This is a genomic window from Viridibacillus sp. FSL R5-0888, assembly GCF_038009105.1.
Taxonomy (GTDB): domain Bacteria; phylum Bacillota; class Bacilli; order Bacillales_A; family Planococcaceae; genus Viridibacillus; species Viridibacillus arenosi.
The window spans coordinates 1573460-1592422 of the sequence record NZ_JBBPAU010000001.1 but is presented as its reverse complement, the minus strand read 5'-3'; the positions used below and the strand labels follow the sequence as shown (position 1 = coordinate 1592422).

The 18963-nt window shown below is 32.6% G+C and carries 23 protein-coding genes; 7 read left to right on the top strand and 16 right to left on the bottom strand.

Going from position 1 to position 18963, the window contains the following annotated elements; genetic code table 11:
• Positions 1-81 precede the first annotated feature (81 nt).
• Positions 82-1542, top strand: a complete 1461-nt coding sequence (locus MKY02_RS07880) for a serine hydrolase domain-containing protein (RefSeq protein WP_340710929.1) — start codon at positions 82-84, stop codon at positions 1540-1542.
• 457 nt (positions 1543-1999) lie between these two features.
• Here MKY02_RS07880 and MKY02_RS07875 read toward each other — a convergent pair whose 3' ends face one another.
• Positions 2000-2887: a hypothetical protein gene (locus tag MKY02_RS07875; RefSeq protein WP_340710928.1), complete on the bottom strand. Its 888-nt coding sequence runs from the start codon at positions 2885-2887 to the stop codon at positions 2000-2002.
• Between the two features lie 254 nt (positions 2888-3141).
• Positions 3142-3765 carry a hypothetical protein gene (locus MKY02_RS07870; protein ID WP_076065870.1) on the bottom strand — a complete coding sequence of 208 codons (624 nt, stop codon included), beginning with the start codon at positions 3763-3765 and terminating at the stop codon, positions 3142-3144.
• 908 nt (positions 3766-4673) lie between these two features.
• On the opposite strand from MKY02_RS07870, the gene MKY02_RS07865 reads away from it, so the two are divergent.
• Complete coding sequence (locus MKY02_RS07865) at positions 4674-5075, top strand: hypothetical protein (protein WP_340710926.1); 402 nt, start codon at positions 4674-4676, stop codon at positions 5073-5075.
• Between the two features lie 350 nt (positions 5076-5425).
• Here MKY02_RS07865 and MKY02_RS07860 read toward each other — a convergent pair whose 3' ends face one another.
• Complete coding sequence (locus MKY02_RS07860) at positions 5426-7867, bottom strand: ABC transporter permease (protein WP_038185719.1); 2442 nt, start codon at positions 7865-7867, stop codon at positions 5426-5428.
• Positions 7836-8540 (bottom strand): ABC transporter ATP-binding protein, encoded by a 705-nt coding sequence (locus tag MKY02_RS07855; RefSeq protein ID WP_038185721.1) that lies wholly within the window; start codon positions 8538-8540, stop codon positions 7836-7838. Before MKY02_RS07855 ends, MKY02_RS07860 begins: the two co-directional genes overlap by 32 nt.
• 293 nt (positions 8541-8833) lie before the next feature.
• Here MKY02_RS07855 and MKY02_RS07850 point away from each other — a divergent pair, with 293 nt between their 5' ends.
• Positions 8834-9208: a hypothetical protein gene (locus tag MKY02_RS07850; protein ID WP_076035528.1), complete on the top strand. Its 375-nt coding sequence runs from the start codon at positions 8834-8836 to the stop codon at positions 9206-9208.
• A gap of 123 nt (positions 9209-9331) precedes the next feature.
• Complete coding sequence (locus tag MKY02_RS07845) at positions 9332-9598, top strand: hypothetical protein (protein ID WP_246832445.1); 267 nt, start codon at positions 9332-9334, stop codon at positions 9596-9598.
• A gap of 200 nt (positions 9599-9798) precedes the next feature.
• Here the strand turns inward: MKY02_RS07845 and MKY02_RS07840 are convergent, their stop codons facing one another.
• The 5 genes from MKY02_RS07840 to MKY02_RS07820 form a co-directional block, all read right to left on the bottom strand.
• Complete coding sequence (locus MKY02_RS07840; RefSeq protein WP_340710925.1) at positions 9799-10287, bottom strand: YjdJ family protein; 489 nt, start codon at positions 10285-10287, stop codon at positions 9799-9801.
• 249 nt (positions 10288-10536) lie between these two features.
• A complete protein-coding gene (locus tag MKY02_RS07835) occupies positions 10537-11454 on the bottom strand; it encodes an anti sigma factor C-terminal domain-containing protein (RefSeq protein WP_340710924.1) in 918 nt (305 codons plus the stop codon).
• Positions 11447-11950, bottom strand: coding sequence for an RNA polymerase sigma factor (locus MKY02_RS07830; protein ID WP_340710923.1), 504 nt, complete (start codon positions 11948-11950; stop codon positions 11447-11449). Before MKY02_RS07830 ends, MKY02_RS07835 begins: the two co-directional genes overlap by 8 nt.
• Before the next feature lie 281 nt (positions 11951-12231).
• Positions 12232-12504 carry a hypothetical protein gene (locus tag MKY02_RS07825; protein WP_038185079.1) on the bottom strand — a complete coding sequence of 91 codons (273 nt, stop codon included), beginning with the start codon at positions 12502-12504 and terminating at the stop codon, positions 12232-12234.
• A 137-nt stretch (positions 12505-12641) separates the two neighbouring features.
• Entirely contained in the window at positions 12642-13031 is a 390-nt protein-coding gene (locus MKY02_RS07820) for an NUDIX hydrolase (RefSeq protein WP_340710921.1), read from the bottom strand.
• Positions 13032-13150: 119 nt separating this feature from the next.
• Between MKY02_RS07820 and MKY02_RS07815 the strand changes: the two genes are divergently transcribed.
• Positions 13151-13990, top strand: a complete 840-nt coding sequence (locus MKY02_RS07815; RefSeq protein ID WP_340710920.1) for a tyrosine-type recombinase/integrase — start codon at positions 13151-13153, stop codon at positions 13988-13990.
• A gap of 99 nt (positions 13991-14089) precedes the next feature.
• Here MKY02_RS07815 and MKY02_RS07810 read toward each other — a convergent pair whose 3' ends face one another.
• Complete coding sequence (locus tag MKY02_RS07810; RefSeq protein ID WP_340710918.1) at positions 14090-14527, bottom strand: DUF4279 domain-containing protein; 438 nt, start codon at positions 14525-14527, stop codon at positions 14090-14092.
• Positions 14528-14532: 5 nt separating this feature from the next.
• Complete coding sequence (locus tag MKY02_RS07805) at positions 14533-14793, bottom strand: DUF2716 domain-containing protein (protein ID WP_340710917.1); 261 nt, start codon at positions 14791-14793, stop codon at positions 14533-14535.
• 349 nt (positions 14794-15142) lie between these two features.
• Here MKY02_RS07805 and MKY02_RS07800 point away from each other — a divergent pair, with 349 nt between their 5' ends.
• Complete coding sequence (locus MKY02_RS07800) at positions 15143-15295, top strand: hypothetical protein (RefSeq protein ID WP_155981192.1); 153 nt, start codon at positions 15143-15145, stop codon at positions 15293-15295.
• Between the two features lie 169 nt (positions 15296-15464).
• On the opposite strand, the gene MKY02_RS07795 is transcribed toward MKY02_RS07800, so the two are convergent.
• From MKY02_RS07795 to MKY02_RS07780, 4 genes are all read right to left on the bottom strand, one after another.
• Positions 15465-16016 carry a hypothetical protein gene (locus tag MKY02_RS07795; RefSeq protein ID WP_076065867.1) on the bottom strand — a complete coding sequence of 184 codons (552 nt, stop codon included), beginning with the start codon at positions 16014-16016 and terminating at the stop codon, positions 15465-15467.
• A gap of 138 nt (positions 16017-16154) precedes the next feature.
• Entirely contained in the window at positions 16155-16559 is a 405-nt protein-coding gene (locus MKY02_RS07790) for a hypothetical protein (RefSeq protein WP_038185853.1), read from the bottom strand.
• A 167-nt stretch (positions 16560-16726) separates the two neighbouring features.
• Complete coding sequence (locus tag MKY02_RS07785; protein WP_340710915.1) at positions 16727-17101, bottom strand: DUF3888 domain-containing protein; 375 nt, start codon at positions 17099-17101, stop codon at positions 16727-16729.
• A gap of 136 nt (positions 17102-17237) precedes the next feature.
• Positions 17238-17831, bottom strand: a complete 594-nt coding sequence (locus MKY02_RS07780) for a hypothetical protein (protein WP_340710914.1) — start codon at positions 17829-17831, stop codon at positions 17238-17240.
• A 624-nt stretch (positions 17832-18455) separates the two neighbouring features.
• On the opposite strand from MKY02_RS07780, the gene MKY02_RS07775 reads away from it, so the two are divergent.
• The gene (locus MKY02_RS07775) at positions 18456-18632 is read left to right on the top strand and encodes a hypothetical protein (RefSeq protein ID WP_155981182.1); all 177 of its coding nucleotides are present in this window, start codon (positions 18456-18458) and stop codon (positions 18630-18632) included.
• Positions 18633-18737: 105 nt separating this feature from the next.
• Here the strand turns inward: MKY02_RS07775 and MKY02_RS07770 are convergent, their stop codons facing one another.
• On the bottom strand, positions 18738-18956 hold the full coding sequence (locus MKY02_RS07770; protein WP_038184530.1) for a hypothetical protein: 219 nt from the start codon (positions 18954-18956) through the stop codon (positions 18738-18740).
• Positions 18957-18963 lie beyond the last annotated feature (7 nt).

Sequence of the window (18963 nt, the reverse complement as noted above, 5' to 3'; positions counted from 1 at the left end):
TATAAATATAAATTAGAATTTAGTTTATAGTTATAAAAATAAGTTTTTTATACTCTTATAATTCTTCAAAAAGGAGAGTTTATGAAAAAGACTATTGTTTTTGTATTAACGATACTTATATTATTCTCAGGATTCGCAACACAAAGTTATGCGTTGTCAGATTCGAAATCTGTGGCAATACAAGCGTTGCTAGATGATGCCTCTCGTACATCAGGTGTGCCTGGAATGTCAATCTCAATACTTGCTAATGATGAAGTGTTCTACTTTTCTTCTGGGTATGCAGATCTTGAAAAGGGGTTGTCTGCAAGTGAAAATACACTCTATGAGTTGGCCTCGGTGAGTAAAGCTTTTACTGGTATGGGGATTCTGCTATTGGAAGAGCAAGGGCTGCTATCAATGACTGACCCTATCCAAAAATATTTACCTTGGTTTACGTTAAAGTATCAAGGTAAACCTGTTGATATGCAAAGCCTTACACTAAATAACTTCCTTCACCATACCAGCGGCCTAACAAATATTAGACATACTCAAAATATTCCACAAGGCAATACGCCTGATATGTTGCAAAAGACTGTGGAAACGCTGGTAGATGCTGAATTGGCGTTCTCTCCCGGTGAACAATATAACTATGGAACCGTTAATTATGACGTATTGGGTTTGGTTATTGAGATTGTATCACGACAAAGCTATGAAGACTTTATGAGGGAACAGGTATTTCTACCCTTAGGTCTTCACCAGACGTATGTTTATAAAGAAGATGCTCAAGCCACTGGACAGTTCGCGCAGGGCTACCGTTCTTCCTTTTTCATAACAACTCCATTTAACGCTCCTGATTATGCTGGGAATAAACCTGCCGGCTATATCATTTCTAATACAAAAGATATGGCGCGTTGGATGGGCATACAGATGGGTATCGTGCAGGACATACCCGAAATATTTCACAGGGTTATCGAAAAATCACATAGGGGTGATATGTCTGTTTCGGCTGTCAACGATATGTATTATGCGGCAGGTTGGTCGGTAAACGCCGAACAAACGTTTATAGAACACACTGGGGGTAATCCGAATTTTAGAACCGAAGTAGCCATACTGCCAAATGAACGAACAGCCATCTGCTTACTGAGCAACGGCGCAAATACCAATATAAACCTGGTACTAAAAGTTAAAAATATATTAAACGGCAATCTAACTCAGTCATATGAGATAAGCAGCACACAGCTTTTGGACATCATTTTGTCGTCTACCACAATTATTCTTTGCCTATTGGCCGTTCTTTTACTTCTCTTAGGATTAAGAAAAAGGAAAACGAATGAGCAGCAGCCAATGACAAAAAAGAGAACAATCGTAACAATTATTTTCCTAATCGCTACGATTGCCCAGTGTATAATGTTTTTTGCCTTCGATTGGTCAACGATACTTATTTGGCAAACATATAGTGTTCTTACAGCTTTGATTTCGTCAACATTATTAACAGCAAGCATTACTTGGTATATACTCACCAATAAGATGCCTCGCTCCGAAAATAAGTATAATGTTAAGTAATTAAATTTCAATTTATCAATATTCTTAATTTAAAAAACAGAAGACACCTCGGTGTCTTCTTTAATGTCATCGACACTTCTCCTAGTTAAACCCACTTGCTATTTCTTCCATTAACCTGCCCGTTTAGTCGAACAAGAAAAAATGAGCTGTATGAACAGCTCAATAATCTTTTGCTAAAGCACCCCGTTAGTTGAATAAGAACAGAGATGCTTGTACAACAATCGCGCCCGATTGTTGAATAACGAATATTAAATCTTGGTACCATATAGACTCGACATTTAATTACATACAGTTCTCCATAACGAATATAAGCGCAGTTTTCATACTCAGTTTTATATTAAATTAATCTTCCCCTTTAATGAAAACAAGCGCTAATCCTAATTACAAAATATTACTAATAGGGGTAGCACCATGTGTATTTTTAGTCAATTCCAATTAAGTAATTCAACCTAAAATTCTATTCTATATTTTTTTTAGCTGCGTAATCACCATAAAAGTAAGTGTCCCAAAAATCACCATATTTAGGAGTGGCAATTATTGTATATACCCGATTTTCGTCAACTTCAAACAAAACTACACTATTATGTTCCCCTCCCACATAATGTTTTGAGTCATCTACGAGCATATAGATACTGTATATTCCCTTTGCTAATACTTCACTTTTTTGGAAGTCCTCAATTAATTCTTTGGCGTTTGGAATAGGGTGTTTATTTTCGTTTATGTCAAATTCAAAATAAAAATTCACCACTCCTAGTTCCGTTGCAAACCTGACATGCTCACCATCAGGAATATTATTTCTTGGGTCACTTGGTATCAGTGTAGGTAAAAGTTTAGCAGTATCTATCTTTTGTGTCGTTTTAAAATCGTCAAGTAGCTCTTGATAATTAGCTACACCTATCTCAATATTGTCGTAGGGAAATATTGAAACTGGGGCATTTCTTACTGGTGCATATTCATTAGGGTATTTCACTAAACCATATTTTGTTATTATCTGTTCAACTACTTGAACTACCTTTGGATGTTGCTCAATATATGCACCCTTGAATTGTGAAAGGTAAATATCGTCACGACTTTCTTTTTCTAAAATCTTCAAAGTATCTCTATTAATCATTAGGTACGGATAAGCACGATATGGCTTTTTCATTTCTATATAAGTTTGATGGTCAATCCCTTCAAACCAATTATTACTTGTCTGAATAACAGAAAACTCACCTTGTATTCCATAGTTTGTTTCTAAATATTCTTGTATTGGTTGATTCAGATCATCTTTAGAGAAACATCCACTAAGAATTAGGATTGATGTACTTGCTAAGATGACTTGAATCAATCTTTTAATACTCTTCATTTTCCAAACTCCATTTTTTGAATTTTAATAATATTATAACATTTTTCATTCAACTAAACTGCCACGTTGGCATAAGTACACTTCTTCACAATCTTAACGAAACAATTAATAAAGTCACTCCATAATCTGGCCCGATTGTTGAACAAAAGTTAAACAACGCTATTCAACTAATCTGCCCCGTTAGTTGAATAGCAACAATCTTTACGAAAACAGCCTTAAAAAAAGACGACTAATAGTTTTCGTCGTCTTAGCTATTACATCCCATTGATAAATTTTTCAACTTCGGAAACTTTTTCGCCGTTCAATAGATACGAAACACCATATATTTCGCCTTCTCCGTTATGGTTGACCGCAACGTCAATATCATTCACAATTTGCTTCATATATTCGAATGCTTGACGCATGTTTTCATCGGTCGGTTTCCATTTGTCAGCAAGTTCTGTTGATTCCTTGGCTTCACCATTAGGTCCAATATGTGCCGAGCGAACGAATTGAATATGTGAAATGTAACTTGATAGAAGGAACAAATTCGAATGTTCCTTTTCGATTTCATTGCCTTCTTTAATCAATTGTTTCGGAAATTTCCTAATGACTTCTTGTGCCTTCAAGTAATATTCGAATCCTTCATCGTTGTTGGCTTCCTTCAATTTTGGGTTGTCCATCGGTTCGGAAAGCATTGCGTTCATTTTCGAAGCCCATTCTCCAAATTCTGCGTCATAAAATTCGGGTTCGCTTGCTTCCCCAACGACTTCAGTAATGTTATCGTTTATTGATTTATCGCCGTAGCTTACATGTGTGAAATCAACGAATTCACGAACCCCGAAAATTGCAATGATAATAACAACAATTGTTGAGGCAAGTAAAAATTTCAATTTCATTTACATCCCTCCTTTTCCAATTAAAGTAAAGTATAAACAACAAATTGTAGACTTGCAAACAAAGAAAGTAGGTCGATTTCTTCGATACGGTGAAATCAAACAATTATTCGAGGGTGAACATTATGACGTATTTAAACGACTAACACCATTAAATTGCATTATGTATTATTTAAAGCGATTTATTTATAATTCTTTTGTAACTCTATATAACTTAAAGCTAAGCATTTCTATTAGAAACTGAGTTCACGTTCTCATTATTACGAATTCCGTATCTTCAACTAAACTGCCCCGTTAGTTTAAGTACATTTTTTCACAATCTTTATCGTGAATTACTTACATATCTAATTTTGCCAAGAGCAACCCCTGTAAATGTGATTGTAGTTTCGTTAATAACACGTTCAGTGTCATTACAAAAAAACAAAAAGCGTCTAAACCCTTGATATACATGAGTTTAAGCGCATTATCTTCAATTGAAAATATCAAGTTAATATTCTTCTTGTTGATCAACTCGGCCATAATGATATTAAAACAACTTCTCTTTATACCAACATGGCAAATACAGATAGTCAAAAAGTTTTGGACAAGATGGAACTAAAGCGTAAAAACATGCAATGATAATAGGAATGAAATCGTATATAAATAAGGTTTTCTCCATTCCTTAAGACAGATTTTTATATAAATAATCCATTCTTGTAAATAGATACCCAACTCCAGAAACGTTAGAAAAAGCTATAATTCCAGATTTTTCTGTAATTTTTTATTACATTTTAGAGATATATGTTAATTAATCACAAACAAAATAGTTTAATAGTTTACAATTTTCTATATATTGGATATAATAGTAATTGGTAATTATAACTATATTTAGCAATAATTGGATTACCAAAAACATTAGGGAGGTATATTTTATGAAAATGAAGAAACTATTAGTAAGTGCACTTGCAAGTACCTTTATATTAGGGGTTGGTTACACAAGTACTTCAGCTGAAACAGCTGAGAGCTCTGAAGGAATTACACCTTTTGCTGTTCCCGTTGATGCAAGCATTAGTCCGCTTCGCGACAATTTTAAAGGTGTTTCTTCTAAATCCGTTACTAAAAACCTATCTTGGGGGGGCGGAACTACTCCATATTATAACGCTTATTATGAAGACGGAATCACGTCACGTAGTTTCACTGCAAACTACTACAGTACTTCAGCAACAGCACAATATGATTTAGGACCTTACAGTACGTATACATGGAATAACTATCTAAGAGTTACCAATGGCTCTTCTGCTACGGCATCTGCTAGCGTCATTTTAACTAGATAATATAAATTAAGAATACACAATACCCAGTCTCTATTAATTATATAGACTGGGTATTGTTGTTTTTTTAGGTAATTTACAGTTATAGATAATAGAATAAGAAATGATGATTCTCCTTAGCCATCTTTAAAATTATGGGATATTTCTAACAAGATATTCAACAATATAAATACTGAGATCAAAAACTAATTAAAGCTAAATTAATAGGCCCGAGTATGGAAAAACGGACTCGGGCCCACAGCACTGTCTAAATATAATTTTAAATTTCCGCTTCAGTTGTCGATAATTGTAAAGAAAAAATATCTAATAATATACTTATTCAAGGTCAAAAAACTTAGGCAATCGTCAATATGTTAGACGTTAATATTTTTTTCACCCTTAGGAATAATAATGAAATTTTTAGAAATTAGAACAATGAAAATTACAAAAATCAATATTACTGAAGAGGATAATATCCCTACTACAATCCAGCCTATCGTAGCCTCAGTGTTAAATAAGATAATACAGCTAGTGATTAAGCCTAAACATATAGAGAAGCTCGTCCACACTAAGGTTTCTTTTGATAAATGAAGTAGTATTCTCCTCTCAGACCACCCAATAATATGATACATGTTAAATTCTGATTTTCGTGTATAAAATAAAGTATTTAAGCATTCACTTAATCCTAAAATAGATAGAATAAAGGCAGAAATTAAAACTAATAGTTGGAATCCAAAAATACCATCAACAGTAAATTGCCCTAATGTAGATTCTTGCGATTTATTTATTGTACTTCCAAAACTCGCTATTTGAACTACTATTAACATTGTAGAAATAAATAGAATTACCATAGTAGGCATAATAATATCCCTATAATAGAAAAGAGATGGTGAATGTTTATAAGCTTCCAAACGTTTCATTCTGTTTTTCTTAATTGTAAATATAATATTTATCAGCAGAAAAGCTATAATTAAGATACCTGAAGAAATGAAATATGCACTTACTTCTAACTTTATTATTGCCATAAATGAAACACTTAACATATATGCTATGAAAAGTAAAAAATATTGTTCAAGGTAATTTCTTCGGATAATTTTTTCACGTGGCCAACCTATTATAGTTAATAATTCATCTTCTTTTTCCAAAGAATTCTTTTCAAATAGAAGACGGGATACAAACCATACAAGAACAAAAGTAACAAATAATATTGTAGTTAATAGTATTAAACCATTCCAATTCTCTTCTAATTCTTGGGCAACTCCTAAAGTAGTCCACGGAGCTACTACCTTTCCTATTCCTTCAACATCTAATGTCGCATTTTTAAAAGAAGAGCCCGCAACAATATCTACTTCATAACCATCTTGGAGTAGTTCAGTTGCTATCTTTTCTATTTTTTGCTGTGCTTGTTTATTATATTTAGAAATACCTGCGACTCGTACTCTTATTGCGTCTATAGGCTTTGACCCTTTAAGAATCTCCGCCGATTTAAGCGTAATCAAACCACCAGCAGGTTGAGGAATGAAGCTTCCAGGTACAGTAGTAGGTTTTAGTACTTGTCCTTTCTCCGTCTTTATTTCAGAAGTTGCATAAATTCCCATAGGGCTTGATGAGAGTTTACTTTCTTTATCAACTTTTGGTGAAAATGTCCCTACTTGCTCAATAAGGAATTTAGGTTTCACCCCATTGTATAAACTTTCTCCTTTTTTCACTATCTTTTTATAGGATGGAGGTTGCCCATTTTCAATTATTTTTATGTTTAAAATATCATTTTCACTATTATAATCCAGTTTTTCAGCCGTATAATAAACAGTAGTTTCTCCTCTATCTGAAGCAAAGTCAGAAGCCAAATCTACTTTAAATTGATTATTTATTTTAACAGCAGTTCCATCAAATGGTTTTTGAAAAGAAGTAAGATCTATTTCATGTTCAGAAGTAGAGGCGGTTTTTTTCTTATTTAATTCTCCAATTACCTGTTTAATTTTATTTCTCTCAGCTGACATAAGCCAATCTTCTTCTGTTAATGAAAGCTTTTTACGGTAGTCAGAAATATCAAGCTCGATTGTATCTGCTTTTAATTTCATCTTAATTGGAATATTAATATCTTCCCTTTGAATGACTTTAATAACAGGAATATTTCCAAAGGTTTTAATTATTACATCAAGTGAAAATGAATCAAACTCATTTTTCAATTCTGAGTAGTCAACATTCGTTAGATTCTGCTCACTTTCAATATCTATGGCTGCTAATAAATGATAAGTTTGTGGAAGCATAACATCCAGCGTAGCGCCAGACGCAGTTTCATTATGAAGAACCTTTAAATACTGAGTATTCCCAGGTTCCGATTCTTTGAAGTATACTAAGCTTTGAGGTTCGCTAAGTGAATATTCTTTTTGTCCATCTGAAGTATAGAATTCCCATGTAAATCTAGTGGATTCATCTAATTGTGGTAGTTCGACTGATGTTTTTTTACCGCTAAAATATCCGATTGATGCGACAGGTGCTGCAACTTCAATGGCGGGGTTCTGTTTGATTTTTTCCCATTCCTGAATGGATATACCACCTTGGCTATCCCCTATGTAATTTTCTTCTACCATACCAACTTCTTTTTCTACTTTTGTTCTTGAATGATTTGGTCTTACTAAAATATCATAAGTGCCTCTACCTTGTTCTGCAATTGAATTATCAACAGCTAATTTTGTTTCATTAGTATTTTGAAAACCTATTGGTATCAGTAGAAAAATTCCAAAAAGAGCTAAAATGATTGTAAAGGAAACCAACTTTCTACTAATTATTCGATTCCAAACTAAACGCATCATTTTTTTTCATCCTCTCTTCCAATATCCCATTAGATAACTTGTAGATTATATCTCCTCGATTTGCCACCTCTTCATCATGCGTCACCATTATGATTGTCTTTCCAGAATTTTTAAATTCACTTAATAAGTCTAGAATTATATTACGATTATTAATATCTAAATTCCCTGTTGGTTCATCACAAATGAGCACTTTAGGATTGGCAATTAGCGCCCGTGCTATCGCAATTCTTTGCTTTTCACCTCCAGATAAGGCTTCGGGTAATCTATTAAACATTTGTTCTTTAATTCCTACCATTTCTAATTGACTCTTTGCTTTAGTGTATAGGGATTTTTTTGGCTCATCATAAATTAACGGTAATGCTACATTATCCAATACTGAGTAATGTGGTAATAGTTTAAAATCTTGAAATATAAACCCAATATTAAGTCTCCTATACTCACTTTTCACTTTATCCTTTAGACTATAAATATTTACTCCTTCGTAAATAATTTCACCTTCATCGGGTTGTAAGAGCCCCGCGACACAATTTAAAAATGTCGATTTTCCGGTGCCGGAAGGACCAATTATCGTATACCACTGACCTTTATCAATACTTAATGATATGTTATTAAGTATTTTCACTTTATCCGAAAGGTGGGTATATGTTTTGCTTAAGTCTCTGATTTCTATCATGGTAGTTCCCCTCCAATTTCTTTTTGTTTCTTAAATTATTAAATCCCAATCAGTATTTAATACATTTTTCTAATAGGTACCCTTAAATAAAATATTGTATAATTTTACAATATTTTCATATTGTTAATTATAAATGAATATTCAGTTTTTTGGTAGCCTCTATTATTCCAAAAACATATCTTGATACTTTAAAGAACAGACAATAATTTTAGAAGCAACACTATGAACAACTTTCCGTGCGGTAAACGTTTATGCACTATATAATAAAATAAACTCATATTAAATTGGATGTGATGAAATGGAAACAATTCATATTCCTATCGACGCTGAACGTATTATTAGTACTTCTAGTAAGGGCGATCGATCAATCGAAATGGCGTATCGGAAACAAGTGGGTCAAACAAAATGCGCGAGGTTATGAGGGACAAGCAGAAGTATTGACTTCACTCGTACTTGAATGCTCAACTCTTACCCCCTCTAAATTTGTCGTCTATTACCCATGTATCATTCAATTAGCTGACGGTGAACAATTTGACGGCTGCTATTCACTCGATTTTCGTGGTACAAAACAGGAAGTTACAATTGAGCGCTTATTTGAAGCAAATTTCAGCTCTACTGATTCTATTACAAGTAACAAAACATGCTTTCGATGCACTTATTCTAAATGAAGATCGGCACACGAATAACATTTTATTCTTATATGACCCAAAATAAAAAACATGGGAGCTGGCACCGATTTTTGATAACGGACTTAGCCTATTGATGATTTTAACAAACAATTTTCACCGAATATGGAAGGGCATATTAGCTTAGAAGAAATAGAACATTGGCTAAAATGGCGTACCTTCCCTCCTACTCGGGTCAACGCAAAAGAATTACTGGCTTCACTGGATATGCAATCTAATATTCGCTGGGGCATTGTACGAAAAACACATGGAGTCATGGCAGATGATGAAATTTGGATTCGTTTTAAAGGTGAAACACTCACCCATAGAGATGTCTGCTTACGCAAAGATTTATACTATCCTGAAGAACCGATTCGTTCTGAACTTCAATAAGTATAAACAGATTCAACTAAAGAAATAGGTTATTTAGTAAAACAAAAAGAAGAGGGGGATAAATTTTATAAAGACCTAATTTTTTAAAAAATAGAAAAATTAAAGGGTTCTACATATTAGATATGACTAATATGTAGAACCCTTTCTTCTTTTACTAAAGCACCCGTTAGTTTAAGTACATTTATTCACAAACTTTTAGTTTATATTTTATTTGTATTAACAGTTAGTTTTTTCTTGTAATTCCTTAACCAAACTATAACTGAAACTGTCATACTTATAATTCCACTTATTGCAGTCATCCAGAAAAAGATCCTTCCTCCAATCGTTGGCGAATTAAAAATTCTACCACTAAGTAATATACATATACAACCTGTTAATCCCCAAAAGCCTATAGCCCATTTAGAATGCTGTTTTATTAGATAATAGCCAATTACACTCAAAATATAGAGTAAACTAATTATCATAATAGCAGGAAATAATGGTTGAAATTTAGCTGCATAAACAAAATAATCGAGTTGGCTAATATCACGCCCATTCGTGATCTCAATGTTAAATAATTCGGTAAACGGTGATGAATACTTCCATTCCAACGAATTTTCTATAATCGTACTCCCCTCATACCAAGCTATAATTGTTGATACCGCTAAAATGAAAATTCCAATGATGAGTTGTAACATATACTTAAACAATTTTATCCTCCCAGTAATTTTATTAAGACGTCGTAAATTATTTTTCATTTCAATATAGCTTACGGTGTTTCTAATGAAATTAGTTAATGTGGCTATCTTTCATAAACCTAACCTACTACGCTAGCTCAATAATTTAATAAAAAGAACATCACTCATTCTTACCTACTAGTCATTAAGATGACTAGTAGGTAAGAATGTTACAACCTTTATTCGACTAAACTTAAAATTTCCACCTCTTGTTCTTTGCTCTTAATAAGGCATGATAACTCCTACGCTCACATAATTTACTGAATCTTGTTCAATTAGTGGTAATAAATCTTTTACCTTCCCTGTTATAATGATTCCGCTCACCTGAACGATACCATCTTGTTGGATTGTTTTTATAAGTGGCTCTACATAAGTATCTTTCTCTTCTTGTCGAGATAAATTTGATAATCCCGTTTCAAAATTTTTCACGTCTTTTGCTAAACTTACAGCACCTTCTTCAGGAGATGTAATTGTAAAACCATATGCATATTCTCCGATTACATATCCAGGAATGATTGATATATCTGCATCAGGGTTTTGCACCCAGGCCCATTGTGCAGTTGGAAAATGTTTTAGTATTTGATTTGCATTCATTTCTTCCTTAAATGAAATAGCTATTTCTACCATATTAGATGGAGTTAAGGATTGAAGTAACTTACTGTCATCTTCTACATTTTTTCCACCAGGAATATAAAAATTAACCACCCTTTGTCCATTTCGATAAAACTGCTGACTATCTGTAGATATTGAACGTGTGATCGAACTATCATAAATACTTGTGGGGGAATCATAAATTTTAAACCAAGTTTGTTCGTTGTACCATGTGTATGGAATTCCTCCAATATCTTTTACATATTGGTCCTGATTAATAGCGGAATCAATACTGTCACTTTTTGTAGATTTATCGTAATGGATATTCGCACCATAAACTTCGCTTTGTTCCATCTTCACTGAAAAATACTCTGACATTGAATGTTGCATTTGAAGATACATTATGATGAAAATAATTCCTAAAACTATTAGGGTACTTATCGTCACAATGGTGGATACAATAATTGTCTTCATTAATGATTTCTTTTTCGCTTTTTTAACAAGTGGTTGAAACCCATCCTTGGTATTAAAAATTGAATCTTTATCCAAACGGTTGTACCTCCTCAATTATCTTTTTCATTTTTTTCTTTGCTCTGGCTAACTGTGTTTTAATTGATTTATCGGTTGTACAATAAATAATAGCTATATCCTTTAAGGACAAATCTCCGCTATATTTGAGGAGCAGTAGTTCTGCATCTTTTTGTGGTATTTTAGTTAAACACTCTGACAGTAAAGTATGTAATTCATTTCCTATAATAATTTGCTCTGGGGTTATCCAATCCATTAAATCTTCGATATTAAACGTCTTTACATAATTGTTTTTATACTTAAGTTTTCTTAAACTATCATAATGTTTATTAATCGCAACTCTGTAAAGCCACGCATCGACATACTCTTCCTGAAGCGTATCTAAATGTTGCACAAATTGAAAAGCAGTTTCCTGGACGATGTCTTCCGCGTCTTCTTTGATTGCCCCCATTTTTAGCAAAAGAAAATACACAGCCTTCAATTTATTATTTAAGTACAATCCTAATTCTTCATCCATAATCACCCTCCTACACAAATAACGATTAAGTATTTAAAAAGTAAACAACAAATAATATTTTTCGCAAAAATAGATAGCCTTCTACAGAAGACTACCCGATGAAGCGAAATATATTTCATTAAAAAATATGTGAACTTGCCATATTATTTAAATAACTCTATATATCAACTAATTCGATGTTCTTTCAAATATATCTGCTTATTCCACTAAACTGCCTCGTTAGTTCAATAATGAAAAAAGAGCTGCATATGCAACTCAATGATCTTCAAGTAAAGCACCCGTTAGTTAAATTTCTTAAGGAGTTTATAAACACAAAAACAAAAAAATACAAGTCCTACTAAAAACATAATCCCACCTAATATGATGTTAGATAAAATATATCCTTCCGTAATAATTCGGAAATCGTCTGCATCCATACTTCCACCCATTGATATACGTAGATACTTGTTTGCCGAGTCTGTACCATTATCGACACTATTGATTAGTTTTGAAAATCCTATTACGGTAAGGACTATTGTAAACATGAAAAACCCGTACCTAATTATATTCTTCATAATTCCCCTCCTTTTATTTGCTTCTTAAACTATCCTGCCCCGTTAGTTCAATAAGAAAAAAGAGCTGCATATGCGACTCAATGATCTTCAAGTAAAGCCCTCCGTTAGTAAAAATATTACATACAAAATAATAATCTCTATTTCAAAAATTCCTCTAAAACTTCCAAGTCCTCGGGATATGCGTGTTGTATATTTCGTATATCTCTCAGTGACTTCCAATCAGCATCTACAATAATGTTATCGGGGTCGTTAATCCCTTCACTTTCTCCAGTATTTTTCACTTTGAAGTAATAAGTTTTTACTTTATAACCTTTAATTTCAGTTTCTTTAATAAACAGGCTATCCTCAATGACAATATCATATCCTGTTTCTTCTTTAACTTCTCTAATACAACATTCTTCTGGTGTTTCTCCTTGTTCAATACCACCCGAAGGAATAGCCCAAGAATCAGAGTTACTACCTTTTACCATCAAAACTTCTTTGTTCTCATTAATACAAATTGCTGCAGAACCAAACCATTCTTTCATACTATCCCCCCAACTTCTTTTTCAACTAAACTAGCCCGTTAGTAAAATATCAATATGTCTATATTTCAATAGAGTTGGCAATAATCCCTTTATTAATAACTTTTTAGGAGGTAGAAACAATGTTACTTTCAAAAGCATGGGAAGCATTTGAATCAGACAAACGAATTGAAGGTTTTTCCCCACAGACATTGAAAGCTTATCGACTCCAAGCATCATTACTAATTAAATATTTTAAGGATATAGAAATAACAAATATAGAAACAAATCTACTGAAAGAATATCTTTCGGTTTCAGGGAAGCATTTAAAACCATCTAGCCTTTCACATAGAATTCGCTTTATGAAGTCTTTGTTTCGTTGGTCTCATGAAGAAGGTTACCTACAGATGAATCCCGCCTCCAAAATTAAAGAACCTAAAGTGGGAAAACGAATACCAAAGTATTTATCTGAAAAGGAAATTGAACTTCTCCGTGAAGCTTGTCATACAGAAATGGAGAAAGCGATGTTTGAGTTTATGTTCTCTACAGGTTGCCGAATTGGAGAAATTGTTTCGTTGGAAAAGAACGACATTAATTGGTCCAATCGATCTGCGATAGTAAGAGGAAAAGGTGATAAGGAGAGGGAAGTTTATTTTAATATAAGGAGCGAAATATGGCTTAAACGCTATATTGATAATCGAACTGACACTGATCCAGCCATCTTCGTGACTGAAAGACATCCTCATAGAATGAGCGTCGCTCAAATGAGATATATCATCAAGCGAATCTCAAATCGTGCAAGAATTAATAAAGAGATACACCCACATCAACTCAGGCATAGTTACGCCACTCATTTATTAAACAATGGTGCACCTATTGAAGTTATTCAAAGTCTGATGGGACATGAGAAAAGCGAAACCACCCGGATTTATGCACAATTAAGTGGGAGACATAGAAAAGAGTTTTATCAAAGGTACTTTTAATTAATAAAGGGCAACGTATATATGACGTTGCCCTTTTTACTAATGCACCCGTTACTTAAAGTACAATACTTCACAAACTAATTACACACTTCATCAAAATCATTCCTTGTCATCCCAGTCCGTTTCGTTATCAATATAAATGTCGATTATAGCACCGATACTATGTGCAAAAGCGATTATGCTTGGATCTAAACGCATTCCCGGTGTTTGAGCGTTATAAAAATTATAATGGACGAAAAAAATACAAGTCAGTTGATATTTTTCTTTGTATTCATTAATTAATTTGATATGTGGTCTTAACGGAGCAATCAGAGATTCAAATTCACTATCCATATTTACTTCATAATGTAACTTCATTTCTCCAGATTCCAAGCTCCATACTGTTTCAAATCGCTTACTTTGTCTTGTCCCACGAATATAACTATCTCCAATTTTATAGGCTTCTGTTGGATTGATTCCAATTTCATTTGTAAATGCCTCAATTGGCCATACATCAGCTACTATACTGAATCTTATAAACACACAGTCCCTTTCCAAATATTTCACCTCCTTGTCAACATAAAAAACAATTCATCTACTGACGTAAATTCTTGAAAAACAAGTAATGCTTTTTCTTCCAAGTCATCATAGGCATCCAAGCCTTTATATTTGCCAAAGTATAGTGAGATATCGTAGGTAATAAAAGGGGTTGGTACTTTAAAAGATGGGAAATTGGCTATGCTTGGTTCAAACTTCAATTCGTCATATATTTTATTCCACACTTTTTCATCCTCTGCATTGGATAGTTCAAGCCAGTTTTTCATTTGAATGTCCACCTTCTTTAGTAGCGTCTATTATAACATTTCTTATTGAACTAACCTGCCCCGTTAGTTCAATAAAAAAAAGAGCTGCATATGCAACTCAATGATCTTCAAGTAAAGCACCCGTTAGCTGAAGAAGGAGTTTATCTCAATTTTTGCAATTCACATTTTTCTTCCCAGAATTCCATCAAGTTTTTGTGAAATTTTTTTGGCTTTTCTATTAGAAACCATTCAATTGAAGTGCAGGTGTTGGCATCTTTTTCTTCCTTCGGAAAATTGAAAAAATAGATAAATTTTTCAAAAAATAGTACGCTTACATATAATTAAATTTATTATATATAGAGGTGATACTATGAAGTCAGTAGATAAAAAGAAAATCCAAAACCTTTACCGAAAACAAATAACGGAAAAACGAGAAAAAGAAAAGAATTTCATTGAAACACTTTTAATTATAATTGTAGTTGGTGTACTTATCTCAATAGGCGCATTTATCGGAGATAGATAAAAGATTGATTATATTCTGCCTGCTCTTTAATTAGTGCTTCAATTTCTCTTTTTGAGATTGAGATACATTACCTGTTGAAACAGCTAAGAAATAAAAGAGCTGCCTGTGCAATTCAATGAACTTCAAGTAAAGCACCCGTTAGTCGAATAAGCGAAATTTTTAATTCGATTCAATAGTCAATAGAATTAGCTATCTGAACTAAAATTTCAGGAGTAATCTTATCGGATATTCTTTTATCTATACTAAACCTATATTGCAAATTATCTTTTTCAAAAACCAATAAGTTTGAACCTCTTACACTGTCTGGACCTCTTATACTCAAGAAGTATGCAGTGTTTCCATCCTTGAGCCTAAATTCCTTTATCAATTCTTTTTCCGTTATCTTGAATTTATCCTTTTCTCCTACAATCATCAGGAAACTGTTCTCTGATGATTGCTCATTGATGTACTCCATTTCAAAAAGGTCACTACCACTGTCTCCATTATAAGATCGTGCAAATACGTGAGTAAAGACAACAGGAGGGACTCTTAATGGTAGCTGTAAATCCTGTTTATAATGGTGTTCAAAATCTCTTAAAGCTGCATCGACAGATTTATATCCAATTTCAAGATAACTTTCTTCAATAGTTCGAGGTTGGCAGTTAGAGCTTGCATATACTTTTCCGTTAAATACTCCACAAATCACGGTATACATAAGTACAAGTAGAATAAACCTGTTCATTTAAATCTCCCTTAATTAATTTTTTGTATTATTTTACCCATGTCTATTCGTACTATCCTTATTCAAGTAAATTGCCCCTTCAATTGAATAAAAAAAGAGCTGTCTGAACAGCTCAACGACCTTCTATCAAAGCGACCGTTAGTTGATTTTACGATTCGGATTGCGATCAATAAAATCCTCCACTTCATCAGCTAACCTATAGACAATGTCGAAATAATGTTTTTCTAAAAGAACGCCTTTAGTTCTCCATTTTTGCAACTCTCTATAGTGAAGGCTTACAAAGTAGCCCTCTATATCCCTTCTTGAAATCCCCTGCGTCTTTCCCATATCTGCAATAGAAAGCCCTTCTTTCCAATGTTGTTCATATTCATCACGACTCATTCCCAAAAAATTAGATATTGCATCATAATCGTATTTTATATGGTAAACTACGGTTCCATTGTCTTTTTCCCCTTGTTCTTGTTTTTCCGCATTGACAACTATTGAACACGATAAAGCTATAGTAAAGAAAAGTAGTACTCCTTTAAAAACAGATTTCAACATATAAATAGAACCTCCTTTTTTCATTCTTTATTGTGTGAGTTTTTGGATATACTATGTCCAACATTTAAAAAGCTTCGATAGTACGGTTGCCGTTAGTACAATAAGTTCAACAAAAAAAGCGTTAATCCATCTTGGATCAACGCTCCCCGTTAGTTTAATAAGCTAATTCAAGGATATGTTTTCAAATGTTTAAAACTTATTAATTCACCATGTGTATTTATCACAACTTTATCTTCCCCATATCCATTATGAGCACCATAGTAAGGATACACTTTCAACGTTATCTCATATAATCCACCAATTCCATATACCTGCTTTACCTTTAGGATATTAGTTTGCCAAGAAGCCCAGGTAAGACCTTCTGGTGCATTTTTGTCATTCTTATAAATTTGAGAAATTGCTTTATCTACTGGTCCTCTATTGCTACTTATGAGTGCCATTTTAACCGTTTCGCATGATTCCGTATCAGCCTCATTTATAGTTTTTGCGTATAATACCTCATTACTGCTAAACAAAAATAGTAATAAAATTAACGGAAACACTTTTTTTTCAAACTAATCACCTCTTTATAAGTATTCCCAAAGAGCTTGTTTTATTCAATTAAACTGCCCCGATAGTTCAATAAGAAAAAGGCTCTACTCCTTAATGAAGTAAAGCACCCGTTAGTACAATAAGGATTTACTCTTTAAACATTCTTTCAATATCATTAAGTTCTATTTTTTCTTCTTCTTTTCGATAATCGCTATAATCACTTTTCTCAATTATCTTTATTAGTCCTTTTTGAAAAAAAGACAATAACCGCAAAGCTTCATTTATAATCTTAGGTTTAATACTATTTAGTATTTCTCTTTTACTATCAAATTCGCTTTTATCCCATTCATCTTTTTGTTGTAGTTTAGGAAGTGCATCAATTCCAGTAATATAGGTAAGCCCTAAATATCGTAGAAATGAGTATCCATTGCAATAATCGTCGTATAATTGTTCTAATATCTCTACTATGTCACCTTTTTCATACTTTATGTTTTCCAAAAGTGAAATAATTCGTGTCTGTTCAAATTCATTAAATGGTATTTTCGTCTCAATAAGTTTCTGTAATTCATTTTTTATATGTTTCTTTCTATAATCCAAATCAAGTAAGTTGAAGTAAAAATCATTGCCATAAACACTTTCAATTTCTTGTGTTTTATAAAGCCATTCTTCAAATTCTGAAATACTAATCTGTCCTTTATAAATGTTATAAAACTGTTTTTGAATGTTAGTTTTACTACTCATTCTCTAACTTCAACTCCCTTAATTTGCAATTACCTCATCTTCAACTAAACTGCCCCGTTAGTTTAAGTGCATTTTTTCACAATCTTTATCGTGATTTACTTACATATCCAAATAAAAAATCATCTCACTCCTAAGAAATATATATATGCTAGATGATTTTTATCAAACTTTATTACAAATTATTAATCAATATTACAATCGAAATAACTTTATAATAAATAATCTATCTTTTTTACAAATCTACAGCTGTACCACCACTAATTGTCCATGATGGTCCTGTCCCTCTTGCAGCTTCTTTTTTAGTCCATTATTTAAAGCATATAAGAGACATGGGGAAAAATATGCAATTAGATTTGCTTAACTCAAACGTAACATGAAATATTGATTCTTCATTTAATCCTGGCATCCATCTATTTTCGAACAATTAGTTTCTCAAAACTATCATATGATTAGTATTAATAAAGACAAAAATAGTCCTGGTTCTTATAATTTACATAAGACCAGGACTTATTTTGTTAGAACATAAAACTACATGTTATATTTTTAAATTACTCATGAAAACTTGTTATTCTATTTATTTAGAATGAAAAAAGCGGTTCATAAGGGAAAAAGAAGACATATAAGATGAATGTAGCAACACCACCGATAATTGTAGCTATTAATAATAGTACAGAAACAAATCTACTACTCTTCTTCTTCCCACCATATATTAAAAATACATTATATAACCCTATTAGTGATAGTGTTCCTAAAACAAGAAAAAGTATTCGTATTATCATTTTTTATTTATCCTCACCATAATTTCATATACTCGTAGAACGGCAAATGTATTGACCATAGCAGCTAAAATTGCATTACGAGCTTTCTTATCAACTCCCATACACTTGCACTGAATTTGGCGAACTATTAAAAATAAAAAATAAAGTATATTCCTAATATCAGTGAACCTAAGACTATTGCTACATATAATCCAAATGTTCCTAATAATAAATCTAAAAATATATATAATATAGATTTTAGAATGGACATATCTCTTTTCTGGGATTCTTTAGAAATATAAATAAATGCCCCAATCATATTAGCAATGAAAAATAATATAAGTATTAAACCAATTAATTTAATCATTTTGTGT

What these genes read in the sequence shown, in the direction of transcription:
- MKY02_RS07880 (WP_340710929.1), top strand. Translation starts at nt 82, where the DNA reads ATGAAAAAGACTATTGTTTTTGTATTAACGATACTTATATTATTCTCA.
- MKY02_RS07875 (WP_340710928.1), bottom strand. Translation starts at nt 2,887, where the DNA reads ATGAAGAGTATTAAAAGATTGATTCAAGTCATCTTAGCAAGTACATCA.
- MKY02_RS07870 (WP_076065870.1), bottom strand. Translation starts at nt 3,765, where the DNA reads ATGAAATTGAAATTTTTACTTGCCTCAACAATTGTTGTTATTATCATT.
- MKY02_RS07865 (WP_340710926.1), top strand. Translation starts at nt 4,674, where the DNA reads ATGAAAATGAAGAAACTATTAGTAAGTGCACTTGCAAGTACCTTTATA.
- MKY02_RS07860 (WP_038185719.1), bottom strand. Translation starts at nt 7,867, where the DNA reads ATGATGCGTTTAGTTTGGAATCGAATAATTAGTAGAAAGTTGGTTTCC.
- MKY02_RS07855 (WP_038185721.1), bottom strand. Translation starts at nt 8,540, where the DNA reads ATGATAGAAATCAGAGACTTAAGCAAAACATATACCCACCTTTCGGAT.
- MKY02_RS07850 (WP_076035528.1), top strand. Translation starts at nt 8,834, where the DNA reads ATGAAATGGAAACAATTCATATTCCTATCGACGCTGAACGTATTATTA.
- MKY02_RS07845 (WP_246832445.1), top strand. Translation starts at nt 9,332, where the DNA reads ATGGAAGGGCATATTAGCTTAGAAGAAATAGAACATTGGCTAAAATGG.
- MKY02_RS07830 (WP_340710923.1), bottom strand. Translation starts at nt 11,950, where the DNA reads ATGGATGAAGAATTAGGATTGTACTTAAATAATAAATTGAAGGCTGTG.
- MKY02_RS07825 (WP_038185079.1), bottom strand. Translation starts at nt 12,504, where the DNA reads ATGAAGAATATAATTAGGTACGGGTTTTTCATGTTTACAATAGTCCTT.
- MKY02_RS07820 (WP_340710921.1), bottom strand. Translation starts at nt 13,031, where the DNA reads ATGAAAGAATGGTTTGGTTCTGCAGCAATTTGTATTAATGAGAACAAA.
- MKY02_RS07815 (WP_340710920.1), top strand. Translation starts at nt 13,151, where the DNA reads ATGTTACTTTCAAAAGCATGGGAAGCATTTGAATCAGACAAACGAATT.
- MKY02_RS07805 (WP_340710917.1), bottom strand. Translation starts at nt 14,793, where the DNA reads ATGAAAAACTGGCTTGAACTATCCAATGCAGAGGATGAAAAAGTGTGG.
- MKY02_RS07800 (WP_155981192.1), top strand. Translation starts at nt 15,143, where the DNA reads ATGAAGTCAGTAGATAAAAAGAAAATCCAAAACCTTTACCGAAAACAA.
- MKY02_RS07795 (WP_076065867.1), bottom strand. Translation starts at nt 16,016, where the DNA reads ATGAACAGGTTTATTCTACTTGTACTTATGTATACCGTGATTTGTGGA.
- MKY02_RS07790 (WP_038185853.1), bottom strand. Translation starts at nt 16,559, where the DNA reads ATGTTGAAATCTGTTTTTAAAGGAGTACTACTTTTCTTTACTATAGCT.
- MKY02_RS07780 (WP_340710914.1), bottom strand. Translation starts at nt 17,831, where the DNA reads ATGAGTAGTAAAACTAACATTCAAAAACAGTTTTATAACATTTATAAA.
- MKY02_RS07775 (WP_155981182.1), top strand. Translation starts at nt 18,456, where the DNA reads ATGAATGTAGCAACACCACCGATAATTGTAGCTATTAATAATAGTACA.
- MKY02_RS07770 (WP_038184530.1), bottom strand. Translation starts at nt 18,956, where the DNA reads ATGATTAAATTAATTGGTTTAATACTTATATTATTTTTCATTGCTAAT.